The 16239-nt window shown below is 66.6% G+C and carries 16 protein-coding genes; 2 read left to right on the forward strand and 14 right to left on the reverse strand.

Translation table 11 applies throughout. The features are described from left to right. Positions 1 to 59: 59 nt before the first annotated feature. Together KHN96_RS21980 and KHN96_RS22870 are read right to left on the reverse strand one after the other, a co-directional pair. Positions 60 to 767: a hypothetical protein gene (locus tag KHN96_RS21980; RefSeq protein ID WP_115044305.1), complete on the reverse strand. Its 708-nt coding sequence runs from the start codon at positions 765 to 767 to the stop codon at positions 60 to 62. A 72-nt stretch (positions 768 to 839) separates the two neighbouring features. Continuing rightward, positions 840 to 1898 carry an HNH endonuclease gene (locus KHN96_RS22870; protein ID WP_115044306.1) on the reverse strand — a complete coding sequence of 353 codons (1059 nt, stop codon included), beginning with the start codon at positions 1896 to 1898 and terminating at the stop codon, positions 840 to 842. A 312-nt stretch (positions 1899 to 2210) separates the two neighbouring features. On the opposite strand from KHN96_RS22870, the gene KHN96_RS21990 reads away from it, so the two are divergent. Together KHN96_RS21990 and KHN96_RS21995 are read left to right on the forward strand one after the other, a co-directional pair. After that, positions 2211 to 3506 (forward strand): ISL3 family transposase, encoded by a 1296-nt coding sequence (locus KHN96_RS21990; RefSeq protein ID WP_115044308.1) that lies wholly within the window; start codon positions 2211 to 2213, stop codon positions 3504 to 3506. A 113-nt stretch (positions 3507 to 3619) separates the two neighbouring features. Further along, positions 3620 to 5308, forward strand: a complete 1689-nt coding sequence (locus KHN96_RS21995; RefSeq protein WP_115077062.1) for an AAA family ATPase — start codon at positions 3620 to 3622, stop codon at positions 5306 to 5308. Between the two features lie 1136 nt (positions 5309 to 6444). Here KHN96_RS21995 and KHN96_RS22000 read toward each other — a convergent pair. The 12 genes from KHN96_RS22000 to KHN96_RS22055 all read right to left on the reverse strand — a co-directional run bounded on the left by KHN96_RS22000 (position 6445) and on the right by KHN96_RS22055 (position 16238). Continuing rightward, on the reverse strand, positions 6445 to 7674 hold the full coding sequence (locus KHN96_RS22000; protein ID WP_115044310.1) for a DNA-methyltransferase: 1230 nt from the start codon (positions 7672 to 7674) through the stop codon (positions 6445 to 6447). Positions 7675 to 7832: 158 nt separating this feature from the next. Next, positions 7833 to 8321, reverse strand: coding sequence for a lysozyme (locus KHN96_RS22005; protein ID WP_115044312.1), 489 nt, complete (start codon positions 8319 to 8321; stop codon positions 7833 to 7835). Next, positions 8318 to 8794, reverse strand: coding sequence for a hypothetical protein (locus KHN96_RS22010; RefSeq protein WP_115044314.1), 477 nt, complete (start codon positions 8792 to 8794; stop codon positions 8318 to 8320). The genes KHN96_RS22005 and KHN96_RS22010 overlap by 4 nt, the downstream gene beginning before the upstream one ends. After that, positions 8791 to 9093, reverse strand: a complete 303-nt coding sequence (locus tag KHN96_RS22015; protein ID WP_115044316.1) for a DUF6127 family protein — start codon at positions 9091 to 9093, stop codon at positions 8791 to 8793. Before KHN96_RS22015 ends, KHN96_RS22010 begins: the two co-directional genes overlap by 4 nt. A 68-nt stretch (positions 9094 to 9161) precedes the next feature. Then, positions 9162 to 9512: a DUF2793 domain-containing protein gene (locus KHN96_RS22020; RefSeq protein ID WP_115044318.1), complete on the reverse strand. Its 351-nt coding sequence runs from the start codon at positions 9510 to 9512 to the stop codon at positions 9162 to 9164. A 4-nt stretch (positions 9513 to 9516) separates the two neighbouring features. Then, a complete protein-coding gene (locus KHN96_RS22025; RefSeq protein ID WP_115044320.1) occupies positions 9517 to 10104 on the reverse strand; it encodes a glycosyltransferase family 2 protein in 588 nt (195 codons plus the stop codon). Beyond that, complete coding sequence (locus KHN96_RS22030) at positions 10104 to 12377, reverse strand: phage tail protein (RefSeq protein WP_115044322.1); 2274 nt, start codon at positions 12375 to 12377, stop codon at positions 10104 to 10106. Before KHN96_RS22030 ends, KHN96_RS22025 begins: the two co-directional genes overlap by 1 nt. Then, entirely contained in the window at positions 12377 to 12586 is a 210-nt protein-coding gene (locus tag KHN96_RS22035; RefSeq protein ID WP_115044324.1) for a hypothetical protein, read from the reverse strand. The genes KHN96_RS22030 and KHN96_RS22035 overlap by 1 nt, the downstream gene beginning before the upstream one ends. After that, positions 12583 to 12810 carry a hypothetical protein gene (locus KHN96_RS22040; protein WP_115044326.1) on the reverse strand — a complete coding sequence of 76 codons (228 nt, stop codon included), beginning with the start codon at positions 12808 to 12810 and terminating at the stop codon, positions 12583 to 12585. The genes KHN96_RS22035 and KHN96_RS22040 overlap by 4 nt, the downstream gene beginning before the upstream one ends. A gap of 13 nt (positions 12811 to 12823) precedes the next feature. Beyond that, complete coding sequence (locus KHN96_RS22045; protein ID WP_115044328.1) at positions 12824 to 13609, reverse strand: phage BR0599 family protein; 786 nt, start codon at positions 13607 to 13609, stop codon at positions 12824 to 12826. 2 nt (positions 13610 to 13611) lie between these two features. Then, entirely contained in the window at positions 13612 to 15171 is a 1560-nt protein-coding gene (locus tag KHN96_RS22050; RefSeq protein ID WP_115044330.1) for a hypothetical protein, read from the reverse strand. Beyond that, positions 15168 to 16238 carry a hypothetical protein gene (locus KHN96_RS22055; protein ID WP_115044331.1) on the reverse strand — a complete coding sequence of 357 codons (1071 nt, stop codon included), beginning with the start codon at positions 16236 to 16238 and terminating at the stop codon, positions 15168 to 15170. The genes KHN96_RS22050 and KHN96_RS22055 overlap by 4 nt, the downstream gene beginning before the upstream one ends. Position 16239 lies beyond the last annotated feature (1 nt).

The following is a 16239-nucleotide window of genomic DNA, read 5'->3' on the forward strand; positions in this document are numbered from 1 at the left end:
CTTGCGGCTCCCCAGACCCTCGGCATCACCGAACGACAGCTGCATCGCACTCACCCCGATCACGGTGAGGCATTGTCGCGCAATCGGGCGGAGTTGTTCAGACCTTCCCTAACCAGCCCTGAGAACGCTTTGACGATCCTCCTCTTGTGGTTGCTGCTGGCGATGCGCTCAAAGTGGTTCGGAAACAGCAGGTAGAGCAGCATATGCCGAAGCTGCTTGGACTCCGCATCCTCAATGCTGTCGACAAACTCCTGGAAGAGCCAGGGGTCTGCCGCGATCACCGCCTGCCGGTCTGGCGGCAACTTCTTCCACGCGATGGCAACATCGATCAGGAACGCGATCTCGAATGGTCGACGGGTGTTGTAGCCCTGACCGCCACTACCGATCCCATTCGAGAAGGCGGCGGAGACCGGATGTGACTCCGGCAAGCTGTCGCCCGCCCATCCAAGGACCTCGTTGACGACCTGGCGCTTTCGTGCGCCGCCGACGTTCGAAGGAAACAGGAAGTAGACACAGAGGATCTCCGCCGCCAGCCGAATCACGTCCTGCCCCGCCTGGCCGATTTGATCCTTGAACTTGACGATGAAGGAGCGGTCGCCATCGTCCGGAGTGGCGACGAAGGCCTCATGAATGCGGTCCAGAATTTCTGGACGCCAGACAGACGCGCCGTCGAAAAGCAGGGAGCCGTCACGCAGGAGGCAGTTGGCGCGGAACGCATCCGCCACAGGAAAGATCTTGCTGGTGTCGTGTTCTGTGTAGCGGGCCAATGTCGTAACCCCCCCTTAAGCGGACAGGTCAAGAGTTGAACTTCTGGCCTGACCGCTCTCCCGGGAAACAATTCATATGCCGGCAAGACGCCGGTGCTCTTGAAGCGCCGCGCGGCTGGGAAACGCGAGACGACGCCCTAAGTTGAGACTCTGTCCTCTAAGCGTCTCATATTCGGTCCCATTGAGATCACTGGATACCACGATAGCCAAGGTTTCATGATCGACAGCTAGAAGACCAAGATCGAATAGCGTGTGCAAGTCAGCCCGAAGCAATAGCCCATTGGCTAAGTGGTTCGTGCCGGGCCCCTGATAAGGAACGATGTGGGCAGCTTCGAGGGCAGGCACGACAGTACAACCCGACATAGCACAACACCCATACGCTCTCAGTAACTGGTTTCGAAACTGTGCTTGACCCCGTCGAATTGCAATCTCGCGCGCAACCCGTTCGCGCCCATCTGCTATCGACGCTGGATCGAATGTCGTCGGCAATTCGACATCCACGGCGTCAACCGGAGCGGCCCCCTCCACCTCCGCTTCTGCGACAAGGTCAAGCATCGAGCGTCCCGTCGTCTGTTGAACAACAGGAGGGGGCGCACTCGGGTGATAGGTCGCCTTGTAGTTGTTGAGGTAGTCGAGGAAGCGTTGCGGTCTCATGGCGACCACATACTCGCCGTGCTGATTGCGGCCGACTGCAATCCCGTTGGCGAGAGCCTCATCAAGAAGCGCTTGACGGAATTGCTGGCTGTCTGATGCTCGGGCACTAGACGCACCGGCGGCCAACTTGCTATCGACCTTCTCGGTGACCCGGCGTGAAACGCCATATGGATTGAATGCAACGATTATTGGCTCTGGCGTGTATTCGTCGCACCAGCCTAGAACCACTGTCTCGGGGTCATCCGATGCATGAATCGTTTGGGTGCCGCTAGCGATTGCCTGAATACGGCGTTCGTCTGCTGGGCGGACAATTCCGGTTGCCCGACCGTTATCAGTAACCTGCCATGCATAGAGCTTCAACGGTCGAGGGTAGTTATCGACGCTGCCGATGCAGCCTTGATAGGTGCTTCGGCTGTCTAACCGAATCGGTACTCCTGCCGCCTGCAAAGCAGCAAGGATTTGCGGGATTGCGGTCATGCAAGCTGTTCATCCAAGTGACAACAAGCTTATATTCTAGATTGTTGCCACCATAGATTCACCCTTCCACGCCCCTCGCCTGGTGGGGCTGATCTCCGCCCCCAACCGGCTGCATGAGGCCCCCGAAGTCGACCAGGTCTGGGAGATCACGCAGCGGCCAAGAACGATGCGTCCGCCGGGCTCTTCGTCATTTCGTGTGGAACCCAACAGTCACAATGACTCCTGGTCGTCGAGCCCGGTGGGCATGTGTGCAGGCCGCTGGCCGGCCTGTGCACATGTCCACGAGGCGTGTTTGATCAGGAGGATGAGTCCATGGGCATTGCCGTAGAAGCTCTGTTCACCAGCGCGCTGGGCTTGCAGCCGCCGTGGGTCGTCGATGACGTCAGGCTCGACACCGCCAAGCGGCGTATCGACTTCGAGATCGGCTGCCACACCAGCAGGCTCGCCTGCCCGGCATGCGGTGCGGCCACGCAACCGGTGCACGACCGGCTGCGCCGATCCTGGCGGCACCTGGACTTCTTCCAGTTCGAGGCCTGGCTGCACTGCGACGTGCCGCGCGTGGCCTGCGGTGCCTGCGGCAAGACCACGCAGGTGGCCGTGCCCTGGGCGCGTCCGGGCTCGGGCTTCACCGCGGCGTTCGAAGCGCTGGCGCTGACCTTGTGCCTGGACCTGCCGGTGCGCCAGGCCGCCGAGTTGCTGCGCTGCAAGGACAAGCGGCTGTGGCGGCGCATCGAGTTCTACGTCGCGCAGGCGCGTGCGCTGGAAGACTTCTCCGGCGTGCGCACGGTGGGCATCGACGAGACCAGCCTGCGGCGCGGGCAGCACTACATCACCGTCGTGCACGACCTGGATCGCAAGCGGCTGCTGTTCGCCACCGAGGGGCGCGAGCACCGCACGGTGGTGGAGTTCGCCGAGGATCTGAGGGCCCATGGCGGCGATCCCGCCCAGGTGCGGCACGTGTGCATGGACATGAGCGCAGCCTACGCCAAGGGCGTGGCGCTGGCGTTGCCCGAGGCGCAGATCAGCTACGACCGCTTTCACGTCGTCTCGATGGCCATCGATGCGATGGACCAGGTGCGCCGCGCGGAGATGGCCACCGACGCGCAGGCGGTGCGAGCCGCGCTGGGCACTGGCCAGCGTAAGACGCTCAGGCAGCTGCTGTGGGGCATGCGGCGCAACCCCAGCAGCTGGAGCGCCCGCCAGATCCAGGCGATGCACTGGCTGCAGCGCTCGACGCTCAAGAGCGCGCGGGCGTGGCGGCTGAAGATGGCGCTGCGCGAGGTGTACGCGCGGGCCACAGCGCACAACAGCATCGAACAGGCCGCTTCCGATCTGGGGGGCTGGCTGAGCTGGGCGCGGCGCTGCCGGCTCGAGCCGTTCAAGAAGCTGGCGGCCACGCTCAAGGAGCGGTTCGACGCGGTGGTGCGCGGCATGGTCGATCACCGCAGCAACGCTTTCGTCGAGGCGATGAACGGGCTGCTGCAGCAGGCCAAGCGCGCCGCGCGCGGCTTCAGGACGAGCCAGAACTTCATCGCCATCGCCTACCTGCGCATGTCCAAGCTCAAGCACCTGCCGGCCAGTCCGTTCGCGCCAGCCATGCCGACATGACGCGAAGCGTTTCCACACAAAACGGCATAGAGCCGTCCGCCGCCCGTTGCGTTGTTGACCGAAATCACCTGCGCCCAGGACAATAATCGTCTTGACACGAGAAGAGCAACCTGATGGCTACTCCGCTACCTACTCAAGACATCCTCGGCGTCTTTAAAGCGCTCAAGGATGATATTCAGACGACGCTGCTTACGCCCCGCGGCCTTTCCATCAAGAGTTGTGGCACCAAGGCGCTGGCCCTGGGCGAGCCGACGAGCCAGACAACGGGGTTTTGGAGCAACCCGCAGGCTGTTACTAGCAAGCCTCCTCGGTGGATCGTTCAAGTCGAGGAGCAAGGAGATGGAACGTTTGCATCGAGGTTTGCAACTGATGCGACAGGTAATCCCTTTCCGATGGCCAAGACGATCGGCTACATCAACAATAGGGACGGTTCGTGCGCGGTGTGCGCGTTTCGCGTGCTGCCCGCACTCAAGTCTGCGGGGTCAGGAAGCTGGCAGTTTCCGCAAGGTTGGGAGTACCTTTTCGTCATTGCTTTCGCGCGACCACTTCCTGCCGGTACTTCCGGCGATGCGCTCAGCGACTTCAATCCGGCTGCGAGCACGATCGACTTCGGCGGCGGCGCAGCCAAGCGCAACTACCCCATCGCATTTCGGGCGCTTGTAATGGTACCCGGAGCAACTGCAGCCGTTGGCAGCGCGACCTATGACGTTGTCGGTCAATCAATCGCCGGTCTTGCTGGTGCCGATCTCTACGATGGCACGCAAGACGCTGAGAGAGACCGCCTCGTCGCCAACCTTTCGGCTGTGTTTGCCGCAGCGCCGTTGACGGGGCCGTTTTCTCTTCCCGAAGACACGTCTCTCGTCGGCATTGATTCGTCCATCTACCGGCAGATTGAGGCGGCCGTCAACTCCGGAAAGCGCCACATCATCTTCTATGGACCGCCAGGTACCGGCAAGACGACCCTGGCCGAGTACTTGGCTCGTGAGCTTTCCGAGCGCGACGACGGTGACGGCTCCTACCTAATGCTTACCGCATCCTCAGCATGGAGCGTGCAAGATCTTGTGGGTGGCTACCAGCCGTTAGGCGGAGGGGCAATCGGCTTCATCCCCGGCGCGATGCTGAGGAACTTCGACAAGCCCACCATCATCGATGAACTCAACCGCTGCCCGATTGACAAGGTTCTGGGTCCACTCTTCTCGATTCTCTCTGGGCAGTCGTCGGTGTTGCCATGTCGAGCGGACGCAGCAGATCCGACAAGTCCCTTTCACGTCGTCTTGCCTGAACCGCGCTCCGACATGGCACCGCACGAGCATGCCCCCGAACCGGCTTGGCGCCTGATCTGCACGCTCAACACCTACGACAAGACGCAACTGGGCCAGATCTCCTATGCGTTGAGCCGTCGCTTCGCGTGGATTAAGGTTGGAGCGCCGTCGGACCTTGAGGCTTTCACGGTAGAGATGTCTCGCCGACTGGGCCTTACCGTTCCCGACCCGATACCTGCGAATCCGGTTGCGGCAATGTGGCGGGCGGTCAACACCGCGCGCGAAATTGGCGGCGCGCCAATCGTAGATTTCTTGAAGACCCTGCGGGCCCTCGATCATGGAGTTGACGCGTTCGCCCCGCCGGCTGGCGCGGCCGCGGACGCATTTCTCTCCGCGTTCCGCATGTGTATCTTGCCGCTCATGGACGGGCTGTCCCCACGAGAGGCATCTGATTTGGCAGTCAGCGTCGCAACGGCTTGGGCTCTCGACGCTTCAAGAGCGGATCGACTGAGTATGGACTGCAGGGAGTTCTCTGCGTGACGCAACAGGAGCCGGCACTTGAGGCAACGTGCCTTCGAGGCCTCCTTCGATATCTCGGCTCCGGCCCCCGATCACAGTATCGTGGGCCTGTTACCGACTTGACTCGAGATGACGTCGACGCGCTCTTGATGTGGTGGGCGCTGTCAAAACCAGTGGGTGCGCTGGCCTCCAGATGCGCCAGCAGACCTCGTGAGATTTCGCCGTCGTTCGAAGAGTTCCGAAGGGAAGTATCCGGCGAACTGCCTGGACCACCAGATGCGGCTGCGTCCGCACTGCTGCAAGCAGTCACATGTGATTCGGCCGCATTCATCGTCAATGAAGCGTCCGGGACTTGGCTGTCGGGACCGAATCGTGTGCTTGCCAAGACACTGGACAGTGCGCGAACGGCACTTCGGTCTGCGGCTCTTCATGCCCGAGGCGGGCTGTTTGAAGGACCGGCTCAAGAGCGGCTGAGCGTAATCGATGACGCACTACGGACAGCACCGCTTCGAGAGATCTTGAATTCGCCTGCGGGTCGCGCGAGGCTTAACGCTCACGACCGAAGGCAAGCCGCGAAAGCACGCGCACCTCTGTACCGCCTGGCATGGGACTGTGCTTCCACCGCGACGGCCATCGAGAACCTGGAGCCCGAAGCAATAGCAGCGCTACTCCAGTGTGAGTTGCTCCCGAGGTTGGAAACATGGCGCCTGTTCGAATTGGCTTGCCTGCTCGATGTGGCTGCCGCATTGTCGGCCGTTACCGGCGACTCCTGCCGACTCGATATGTCGTTCGCCACGACTCGACCTGCTGCGCGTATTGGAAACCTTCAAGTATGGTGGCAACGCGCGATTGCGGCGCGCTCACGCCCATATCTTGATGAAGGGGAGCGCAAGGCGGCGGATCTCGCAAGTTCACTCGGGGTCAATGCCGGTACCGCGCGCGCCGACCTTACGGTCGAACGAGACGGGCGCGTCCTCGGCATTGTCGAGTGCAAGTGGTTTGGCAACGAGGCGTCAGCGCCCGGAGCGATTCTGGAAGCATGTGGGCAGATCGTTGGCTATGCCCGCGACGCGGCCTGGCGCCAACACGAAAGTGCCGACGACCTTTTGACGCGAAGCGTGATCGCTCTGGCGCGCCGCGGCCCTGCTCCCTTGCGACTAGGCCACGGTCCGATCGGCTGTGTTGGTCTTGACGACCTTGGTGGAGACGCGCTTTACCCTTGGGCCAGCCTGATCGCCGCTGCTTGAATGGTCTCGCTGCTGCGACCTTGCGGCACCACCGTCAGCCACGAGCGGGACCTCGCGCTCATCAACCGCAGCCGCACACGGTGTGTGGATGACGTAAGACGATGGCTTACCAGCACTCAGGCAATCTTGCGTGCCCTGGAATCTGGACATTGCCCCTTCGAGGTAGGCTGCATTCATTTCGACGCAAGCCCATCGGCGGCCTAGCGCTTCTGCCACCGCCCCGGTGACGCAAGATCCTCCGAAGGGATCAAGAACAAAGTCACCCGGATCGGTCGTCATTCTGATGAAGTACTCGGGCAACGCTGCCGGAAACCTCGCAGGGTGAATGTCTAGACCCTTATCTCTGCAGTACTCCTGATACGCGCCTGTCGATTCGGTGTTTGCGATTGCCAGCAAATTTGGGGGAACCGAGCCTCCGTTATCCTTTCCGAACTTCTCCGAAATCACGTGCCCGGATGGACGTGTCTTGGCTTGATAGCCGTTCTTGATGAGCGACTTCATTGACTCGCTGTACGGCGCGAGAACTCGTCGGTTGCTGGCTTTAGGAAATGGGGTCTTGGAGAGCCACCAGACGCAGTTCACTGCGTCTTTCGGCCGAACGCGGCGGACGTTGACCCACTCGGCGGGCGTTGGAAGTTTGGCCGGGTTCCACCAATAGTGCTCCAGGGCAAGGTGAAAGCCGTATTCCTCGCAGAGCATGATCAAGAGTTCGAAGTGGTACAGGGAGCGTGTCGGCGTTCCCGGCTTCCAAGCCCCGCCGATGTCGATGACGAGACTCCCGTCATCCCGAAGAATCTTCCTGAAGCCCTCCGCGAAAGGTCGAAACCAGTCGCAGTAGGCGTGAGCGTCCTCATTCCCGTACGATTTTTTACGGACCAAGCCGAATGGAGGCGAGGTCATGATCAGATTGACGCTATTGGGTTCCCTTCGCTCCATCCAATCCAGCGAGTCACCGTTCCACATGCTTCCCAATGCGGTGCGGTGGTATTCGGTCAGTGGACGGGGAATACGCTTCACTTGCGCCTTTGGAGTTGCAGACTGGATGTCTGCACGTGCAAGTGCCCGCAGGTAGTCACTGATGGTCTTGTATCCCAGGGTCTTCACCCGTTCTTCTAGCGCCGCCTTCTCTGCAGCGCTCATACGTATCGACGTGGTCGTTTCTCTGGGTTCTGACACAGTTGGTCGAGCCATTCCTGACTCCTCGCGTTAATGTTGTTCAGCCAGGCCGACGTAACACGAAACCCAGCCTTGTTTTCGCATTACATTATGCCTCGGCGCTCGGAGAAACGCAACGCCAATCAGGGGCTCCGCGGGGCGTTCGGCATTGGTCTGTCAACGAGCAGGCTACCCTCAGCATGTCGCCTTGCAACGAGCCCCGGCAACACCTTCCCGCCGCCGTACACCCACCGGCGAAGTTCAGCGGCGGCAGTCGTCCAATCCCGCTGGTTGACCCGCCGCCGCAGCGTCGAGGTCTGCAGCCGCCCCGCGCCGAGGTTGAACGTGAAATCCACGATGGCTGCGAGCCGGTTCTCGGGCTCCGTAGCCAGCACCGGGCAATAGCGCAGTGTGGCGGCGAGCGCCACCTTCAGATCCTGGGCGAGGTAGGCCTCGGCCTCTGCTTCGGTGATCGGCGGGTGCTTCGGATCGCAGAGGTGACCATAGCCGATCGTCGGATAGCCGGCCGGACAGATGTACGGATAGGCGCGGTTGGGATCGTGCTTGGGCACGCGGTGGAAGCCCTCAAAGCGCTTGGCCAACTCGATGGCCGCTTGCGGCACGGGGATCACGGCCGCACCCGGTCGAACACGCGGCCGAGGAACCAGAAGTTCAGCACCCCGGCCCACAGGGCCTGGTCGGCCTCGGTCCAGGCCGCCTGGATGGCGGGGATCCAGTCCGCCCCGGCCTCGATGGCACCCACGAAGGCGGCAGTCTTGGCCGCGCAGTACAGCGCCATGAACCAGTAGGTGATGACGGGCCGCACGCTGCTTGAGAGCGCATCGGCCCAGCGCGCGCCCGATCGCTGTCCCTGGGCGGCCACGGCCTCGCGCAAGGCCTCGATGGCCCCGGTATTCCACGCCGCATCTGCACTCGCGCCGATCTCGGCCATGCGGCTTGCCCCGCGCAGTTTCTCGAACTCCAAGGCCTTGTCCTGCATGGCGAGTTCGTGACTGCGCTCGCCCTTGCGGTCGAGCCACTTGAGGATCTCCGGCGCGAGGCGGAAGGCCCCGCCCAGCAGCCCACCGAGCAGGGTCTCGATCATTGGCCACCTCCCATCAGCTTCAGCTTGAGGGCGCCCCCGACCAGCAGGGCGGCGAGGATGGCGGTCGTGGCCACCTTGATGGTGGTCTGCCATGCCGTGCGGCGCGCGTCGCGCCAGGCTTCGAGCAGATCGCGCAGTTCGCGGATGTCCCTTGCTGCGTTGCCATTCTCGAGGCCGAGGTGCGCGAGCACCCGCTCGGCCCCGCGTTCGGCGGCGCGGTCGAGCAGGTCTTCGAAGTCCTCGCGGCGCAGGAGCAGCATGTTCTCGACGAGGGCGGGAGCTTGGGTCGGTTCAGTCATGGGCGGTCTCCAAAAACGACGAACCCGCCACGCGGGCGGGTTCGGGGATGACGGATCGGGGTAAGGGTTCAGACGGAAATGCCGGCGCTCCAGCCGACGGCCTTGTAGACGGCGAGCCTGTCCTCGGCGGCAATAAAGGCCAGCCAGCCGACCTTCGGGGCGTGGTACTCCCAGGCACCATTGACCCACACCGCGATCTGGTCGGTTCTGCCGGCCCAGGCGCCGGTCGCACCGGCCGGCACGATGTAGCGCTCGCCGTCCGTGGGACTGGCGGGCGGCGCGGCCGTGGTGCGGCTCGTCACCGACAGGCCCACGACGGCACCCAGGCGCTTCAGGTTCGCGTCCATGCCGGTGTGCCAGCCGGATTCGCCCAGCGTCCAGCCGTAGGCGAGGCCCAGGTTCGGATCGGTCTGTGGCATGGGTTCAACTCCTCTCAAGGTGGGTCATCGCCCGCCGGTCAGGCAGAGCGCGGCGGTGGTGTTGGTTCGGGTGCTGCCGCCAGTGGCGGCCGACGAGGGGCAGGTGCAACACGCTGCCCTGCCGGGCCACGAGGCGGGTGAGCAGCCAGTCGGTGCCGGCGTCGAGATCGGCGATGCGTGTCAGCACCGGCTCGACGGCGCTTCGGCGCATCACGATCAGGCCGTGGACGTGGCTGGCCGAGTGGGCGTGTTGCAAGGCGCTGTAGGCCAGTCGCCGCACGCCGAGGCTGTCGCCGTGCTCGTCGATCAGGGCCTCGTCGGTGTAGGCCAGCACCGCCTGCGGGTAGGCATCGAGCGCATCGGCCAGGTGCGCGAAGGCGTGGGCCTCGTAGCGGTCGTCGGGATCGACGAAGGACACGAGCGGCAAGGTCCCTCGCGCGAAGCCCGCCGCGCGGGCCCTCCCGACACACCCCGGGATGCCGGGCAGCAGGTGCAGGCGGATCGGCGCGCCGGCCAGGCTCGCCAGACACTCCTCGCGCCAGTGCCCGGGCTCGTCGAGGGTGAGCAGGTGCACGTCGATGCGCGCGCTCATCACACCCCGCCCCAGTGCTGCCCCCAGCGCAAGCCGTAGCCCGCGCGCTCGACGGTGCGCACTTGCGCCTGCCAGCTCACGAGCCCGTCGCACTCGGCCTCGATCTCGACGGTGACGCGGTCGCCCGCGACGCCGGCGTCCAGGGCGGCACTGGCCACGTCCCAGGTCCAGGTGTTGCCGGTGAGGCCGGTCTCGCTGCGCACGAGGGTGCCGTTGCGGTCTCTGATGCGCACGGTGTAGGTTGTGCCCGGCTCGGGGCCGATGTCGCCCTCGTCCTGGCGCACGAGATAGGCCGTCTGGAGAAGGCGGTCGCGGTGTGCCCAAGTCAGGATCAGGTCGCCGGCGACCACGGCCGGCTCGCGCTGGCCGTTGAGCCGGATGCGCCCGGGTGGGTACGGCCGCGCCTGGCGGCCCGCGAGCACGAGGGGCGCACCGTTGGCAGCCAGCACCGCATCCCCTTCGGCGCCGGAGGTGCGCGGGATGGCGACGACGAAGACCGACTCGCCCGGCGCGCGCTCGGTGGTCTCGGCGGCCAGCCATTCGCCCACGCCCACCAGCCGGGTGCCGGCCGCGTGGGTCTGCGGCGTGGTGTCGAGCACCCCGCGGGCGAGATCCACCGTGCCCGCGGTGGCATCGAAGGCGAGGATCGCCACCGCTTCGCGCGGGGCGCCGGCCGCATCGACCAGGTAGGCGTAGTCGCCGACCGCGAGGCGCTCGGGCTGGGCCAGCGCCGTCACGGGCACGGCCAGCGCATCGGCTTCGCTCGCCGGCAGCGCCTGGCCGAGCGTGAGCAAGGGCGCGTAGTCCTCCGGGGCCACCGCCTCGAGCTCACTGCTCGCTGCTCCCGTGGCGAGCTGCCAGTTCAACTGCCCCGTGCCGCCCGCGCAGGCCAGGGCCCCCACGTAGGTGTCCGTGTCGGTGAGGGTGGCGAGATCGGCCCGCGACAGCCGCCGCGCGAGTTCCCAGTACGGCACCTCGACCGCCAGCACCAGGGCCGGCGGCAGCGCCTCCAGCGGCGGCTCCTCGAGGCGCGGCGGGGTGGGCGTGAGCACGGTCTGGCCCATGCCGAAGACGTCCTCCACGGCCTCGATGCGCCATTCGGTGGCGCCCAGCGTGCCGGTGTCGATGCCGGTCACGCGCACCACCATGCGCTCGATGCCCAGGCGTGGCCAATGCAGCAGGAACACCTCCCCCGGCAGGGGCGGACGCTCCAGGGCGCCGGGGACGATGGTCAAGGTCATGCGCGCCAGGGGCGAGCCGAGTGCGCGCAGGTCGCGCAGCGCCAGCCGCGCGGCCAGCGGCCCGTGGTTCACGCCCGGATAGTCGCGCCGCTGGTTGATCACCCCGCCTTGCAGTTGGATCGCGGCGAGGTTCTCCACCGTGACGGTGGACTCCTTGGCCGTCGCCCAGTCGGTGTAGACCACGGTGATCTCGTTGGGCAGTTCCCCCCACTGCGCGCGCTCGAAGCGCTCCACGCGCACGATCTCGTCGGGGCCCAGCACCGGCAGCCCGTCGATCCAGTAATCGTCGCGCAGGAGCTTCAATTCGAACGTGCCTTGCTCCGGGTCGAGGTAGAGGATGCCGCCGACGTGGTCGAGCACCTGGGCGATGAAGGCCTCGATCGGCTGCTGGCGCGTCCAGACCAGGTTCAGGCCGAAGCCTTCGGCTTCGAGCGCCCAGGCCGCGTTCCAGAAGCTTGCGCCGAGGGTGGACGGCGGATAGCCCATGCCCCAGTGCGGGTCGGTGAGGCACTGCACCAGGATGTGCGCCGGGTTCATGCCGACGGTGAGATGGGTGCCGGTGTCGGCATCCCAGGCCCGCACCTCGGCGTTCCAGGGCATCCAGGGTTCGTCGTGCCAGCCCGCCGTGAAGCGTCGCACCCGCACCGCCCAGGGCTTGAGGTAGGGGTTGTTCGCGGCGAACAGGATCTTGCGCGCCACGAGCGACAGCACCCCGCGGAAGGCCGGGATCGCCGCGCCCAGGCGGCTCATCAGGTAGTCGTTGCGGTCTTGCGCGGCACTGCCTGCGAGCACGTCGAGGTCGCCCACCACGCCGCCTTCGCGTTCGTCGCCGCCGAAGAGCGTGGGCCGATCGATGCGCAGGCGCCCCAGCCCATGGCCGCTCGGCAGCGGCACGCGGCTCGCGTCGCCCCAGGCGCTGCGGTCGCCGACCTGGATCTCCTGCACCGCATCCACCGGCCCCTGGCACAGCACCAGGTGCATGCCGATCCGGTAGCGGTAGCCGACGGTCTGCTTCTTGCGGCGGCCGCCCATCAGCGCGGCTCCTCATGGCAGGCCTGCGCGACCTCGACCACGCGCCGCGCCATCGCGTCGCCGGTGGCCAGCAGCACGGAGGCGGGCAGCCCCCGGGCGAGGAAGTCACGGAAGTCCAGGCCCTGGCGTGCGAACCAGGTGCGCGTGCCGTGCACGCACAGACCGGCGGCGCGCACGTGGGCGATGGTGACGAGGACGTCGGCGCTCATTTCTTGCCGCCCTTCTTCTTGATCGGTTCGGCCTCCAGGTCGCCGTACCACACGACGTTGGCGCCGCGCAGCAGCACTGCGCCGAAGACGACTGGGATCGGTCGGCCCTCCTCGGCCGTGGGCGCGTCGAGGTCGGAGAGTTCGGCGGGTTTCGGGGTGGGCGGTTTGGGCGCGAGGGCGACGGAGACCAGCGCGGCGACGACGATGACGGCGAGGTACCACATGCAATCGATCTCCTTAGAAGACGCCCGTCGAGAACGGGTTCTTGGTGGGGATGAAGGGAAATCCGCCGTAGTTGTCGAGGTTGTTAAAGCGCGCGGCGCAGGTGGACACGCTGTGATCGCAGCCGGCCACGAGGTCGACGAGCGTCTGCGGCGCAAGCCCCACCGGGTAGAGCAGTTCCACGCCTTCGGTCGATTCGCTCACGATCATGTGGCGCGCGCCTGCCGGCGTCTGCAACCAGCCGCCGGCGAGCATGCCGGCCACCTCGGGCGGGAGGCTCGCCAGTTCCACCTGGCGGCCTTCGGAGCGGATCACTTCGGCGGTGGCCGAGATCGGCGTCGCCCCGCACGCGGCCGAATACAGCACGTGCGAGCAGGCGCGGCTGTAGAGCCGCCTGAGACCAATGCGCTTCAAGCTCACCTGGGCGGACTCGCAGCGGATGCGCGCAGAGTCATCGGCCACCTCCACCCCGAGCACGCGGCCCATCCAGCGCGTGCCGGACAGCCACCAGGCATCGTCCCAGTCGGCGCGCTGCGCCACGCGCAGCCGCACCGTGGTCGCCTCGCCGGTGAGGGTCGCCTGCAGCAGATGCCGCACGAGGGCGTGGTCGGGCGGCAGCCTCAACTCCAGCGCCGACTTGGCCGCCTCGGCCCCGAGCGCGAGCGCACTGCGCTCGAGGGGGCAGCGCTCGTAGCGCTGGCCGCCGATCTCCACGTCGAACTCGTGCGGGGTGAGGTGGAAGCGGCCGCTCGCGCCTTCGAAGGCGTAGAGCTCGACCTCGGACAAGGGCCCTTCGTTCATGCTCAGGACGGGGTGTAGGTGATGCGATCGTTGCCGCGCGGCTCGGGCAGCAGGCGCAGGGTCAGGGGCATCTCGACTGCTTCGGGCGTGTGCCAGTACAGATCGACGGCGTCGTGGTCGAGCCGGCAGCGGGCCAGACGCAGGACGCGGCTGCCGGCGGGCACCGCGGCATCGAGGCCCGAGCGCAAGACGAGCACGCCGCCGGCGTCTTGATGGAACGCGCCGGTGAGGACGGCCTGGCGCGTGCCGTCGGGGTGCAGGATCAGCGCGGCGGCCGGGCGGTGCCAGAAGGCGGCGCCGGCCTCGGCGTCCACGCGCAAATAGCCTGCATCCGCATCGGCCTCGTCCTGCACGCGCAGCACCGGGGCCAGCCCGTCGGGCAGCCAACAGGCACCGAGCCGCCCCTGGGCGCGGTACAGCCGCGCGCGCCAGCGGGCGATGTCCTCGCGCCCCGTGGCGAGATAGCGGCGCTGGAAGGTGCTCGTCGGCCACGGGTCGTCACGGCGCACCCAGGGGTCGGCGGGCGAGAGGTCCTGACGCGTGACCGCGCCATCCGCCGTATGGGTGGGGTCGTCGCGCCAGTTGCCATCGGGCCAGACGGGCAGGCCGTCGAGCCAGGGATCGTCGAGCCGCCCTTCGTCGGGCAGCGGCTCGAAGGCCACCTGCGCGGTGACGCTGCCCGCATCGAGGCCGGGCACCCACTGCGCGAACTCGGCCGGCTCCACCGCGAGGCCCTCGACCAGGGGCAGGACGGTCGCCCCTGCAGGAACCGCCCGTGCCAGCGGCTCGGTGAGCCACAGGCGCTCGGGCTCCACGTCGGCCAGTTGCAGCACCTGCCAGCAGTCCGCGGCCATCAGCAGCGCGAAGCGACGATCCGCAGGCCAGTGCAGGCCGTCTTCCTCCAGGCGCAGCTTGGCTGCGGCCGGCGCGAAGCCCGCCGCATCCACCGGCGTCACTGGAAGCAGCCGCGCGCCCCTGTCCGCCGCCGAGGTCAGCCGCACCGCGTGTTGCGGCAGCGGCCACCACGCGAGCCGGCCCAGATGGTCGGCCAGCCAGTCGGCCACCAGCGCGTCGCTCGCGCGAGCGTGGCCCACGTGGTAGGTCAGGAAGCGCCGCGGCACGCGCCGCAGGCCCTGTCTCGCCTCGTTGCCGGAGGCGAGCCGCGCCACGCCGGTCTTCCACTCCAGCCGCTCGATGAGGGGCTCGGCCCAGTCGTGGCGGAAGGCGAACACCCCGCGCTGGGCCTCGGGCCAGGGCGTCTCGCCGAAGGCCTCCATCGCTTCTGTGACCATCGCCGCCGCGGCGGTATCGCGGCGCAACACCTCGACCCAGAGGGCCGGGGCGTGCAGCGGCGGTGCGTGCTCCGCCAGCGCTTCGACCCACAGCGTCGGCAGACGAGCGCCCGGCAGCGGCTGGGCCGAGGTCTCGGCCAGCGCCGTGGCGGCCAGCGCCCCGAAGGCCGCGCGCGAGATCGCCTCGGCCCGTTGCTCGACAACGCTCACCCCCGGCGTGGGTTGGCCACCGACCTCGGCCACCACCTCAGGCAGGATCCGATCCGTCATGCCGACTCCAGCCCGAACTCGGCCGTGTTGAAGGCGCCTTCCGTCCACTGGACGTTGCCGTTCGGGTTGCGCTCGAACACCGCCGTGTGCCAGGCCAGTTGCTCTTGCAGGACGATGTCTGGCCCGACTGCGGTACTCGCGCCGCTGGCCACGAGCCCGCGCACGCGGCCGGTGCCCGCATCCGTCTTGCGCGCGAGCAGGGTCACCTGCACGCCGTGGATCGCCGGGGTGGTCATCACGGGCAGCGCCTCGACGTCGAACGTCTGGCGCAGGCCCGCCGTGGCCGCGCGCAGCGCCGTCGTCTCATCGCCGTCGCTCGCCGCAGCCCAAGCGGGCAGTCCCGCGGGCTCGACCGTCCATTGGTTCAGTGCGCCGTTCGCCTGGGCTTTGAGCGCATCCACCCGTACGTCGCCGAGGAAGGTGTTGTTGATCGTGCCCGAGGTGTCGGCGAGGTAGAGGTCGTCCACATCGACGGTGACCGGGCAGGGTTGGCCCGGCACGCTGCCTGCGAAGGCGGTGAGCAACTTCCCGCCGCCCTGGGTGGTGTTCTGCGCCGACAGGGTGATCGCGAGCACGCCGTTGAGGCGCACGTTCAACGTGCCGTTGCTCGTGCCCTGCACGACCTGCAGTTCGACGTAGTGCCACCCCCGCACGGCCGCCGTCATGACCGAGGTCGAGATCAACTGGTCCCAGCCGCTCATCCCCGATCCCGTCCGCCGGTAGAGCTTGAGCCGGCCGTCCTCACCGATGCGCACGAGGTGCGCCACCTGCGCGGTGGTGTCGCGCACGCCGAGCAACACCGGCTCCTCACCGGTGTTCTCGAACGGCGCCACGCGCAGCGCCGCACCCACGATGAGGCTGGTGCGCCCGGTCTCCAGGTTCTTGACGTAGCCGCCGCCGGCACCTGCCGGCAGGCGCAAGGCATAGGACGCGGGTCGCCGGCCCTGGATGCGCGTGGCCTGCGGCGACAGATACGCCGCCTTGCCGCGCGCGAGCCACGGATCGCCGAAGGGGTCGAGTGCCTGCGGGTCGTAGTGATCGAAACCGTCGATGAAGAGCAAGGCCATG

The organism is Ralstonia mannitolilytica (genome assembly GCF_905397375.1).
Taxonomy (GTDB): domain Bacteria; phylum Pseudomonadota; class Gammaproteobacteria; order Burkholderiales; family Burkholderiaceae; genus Ralstonia; species Ralstonia mannitolilytica.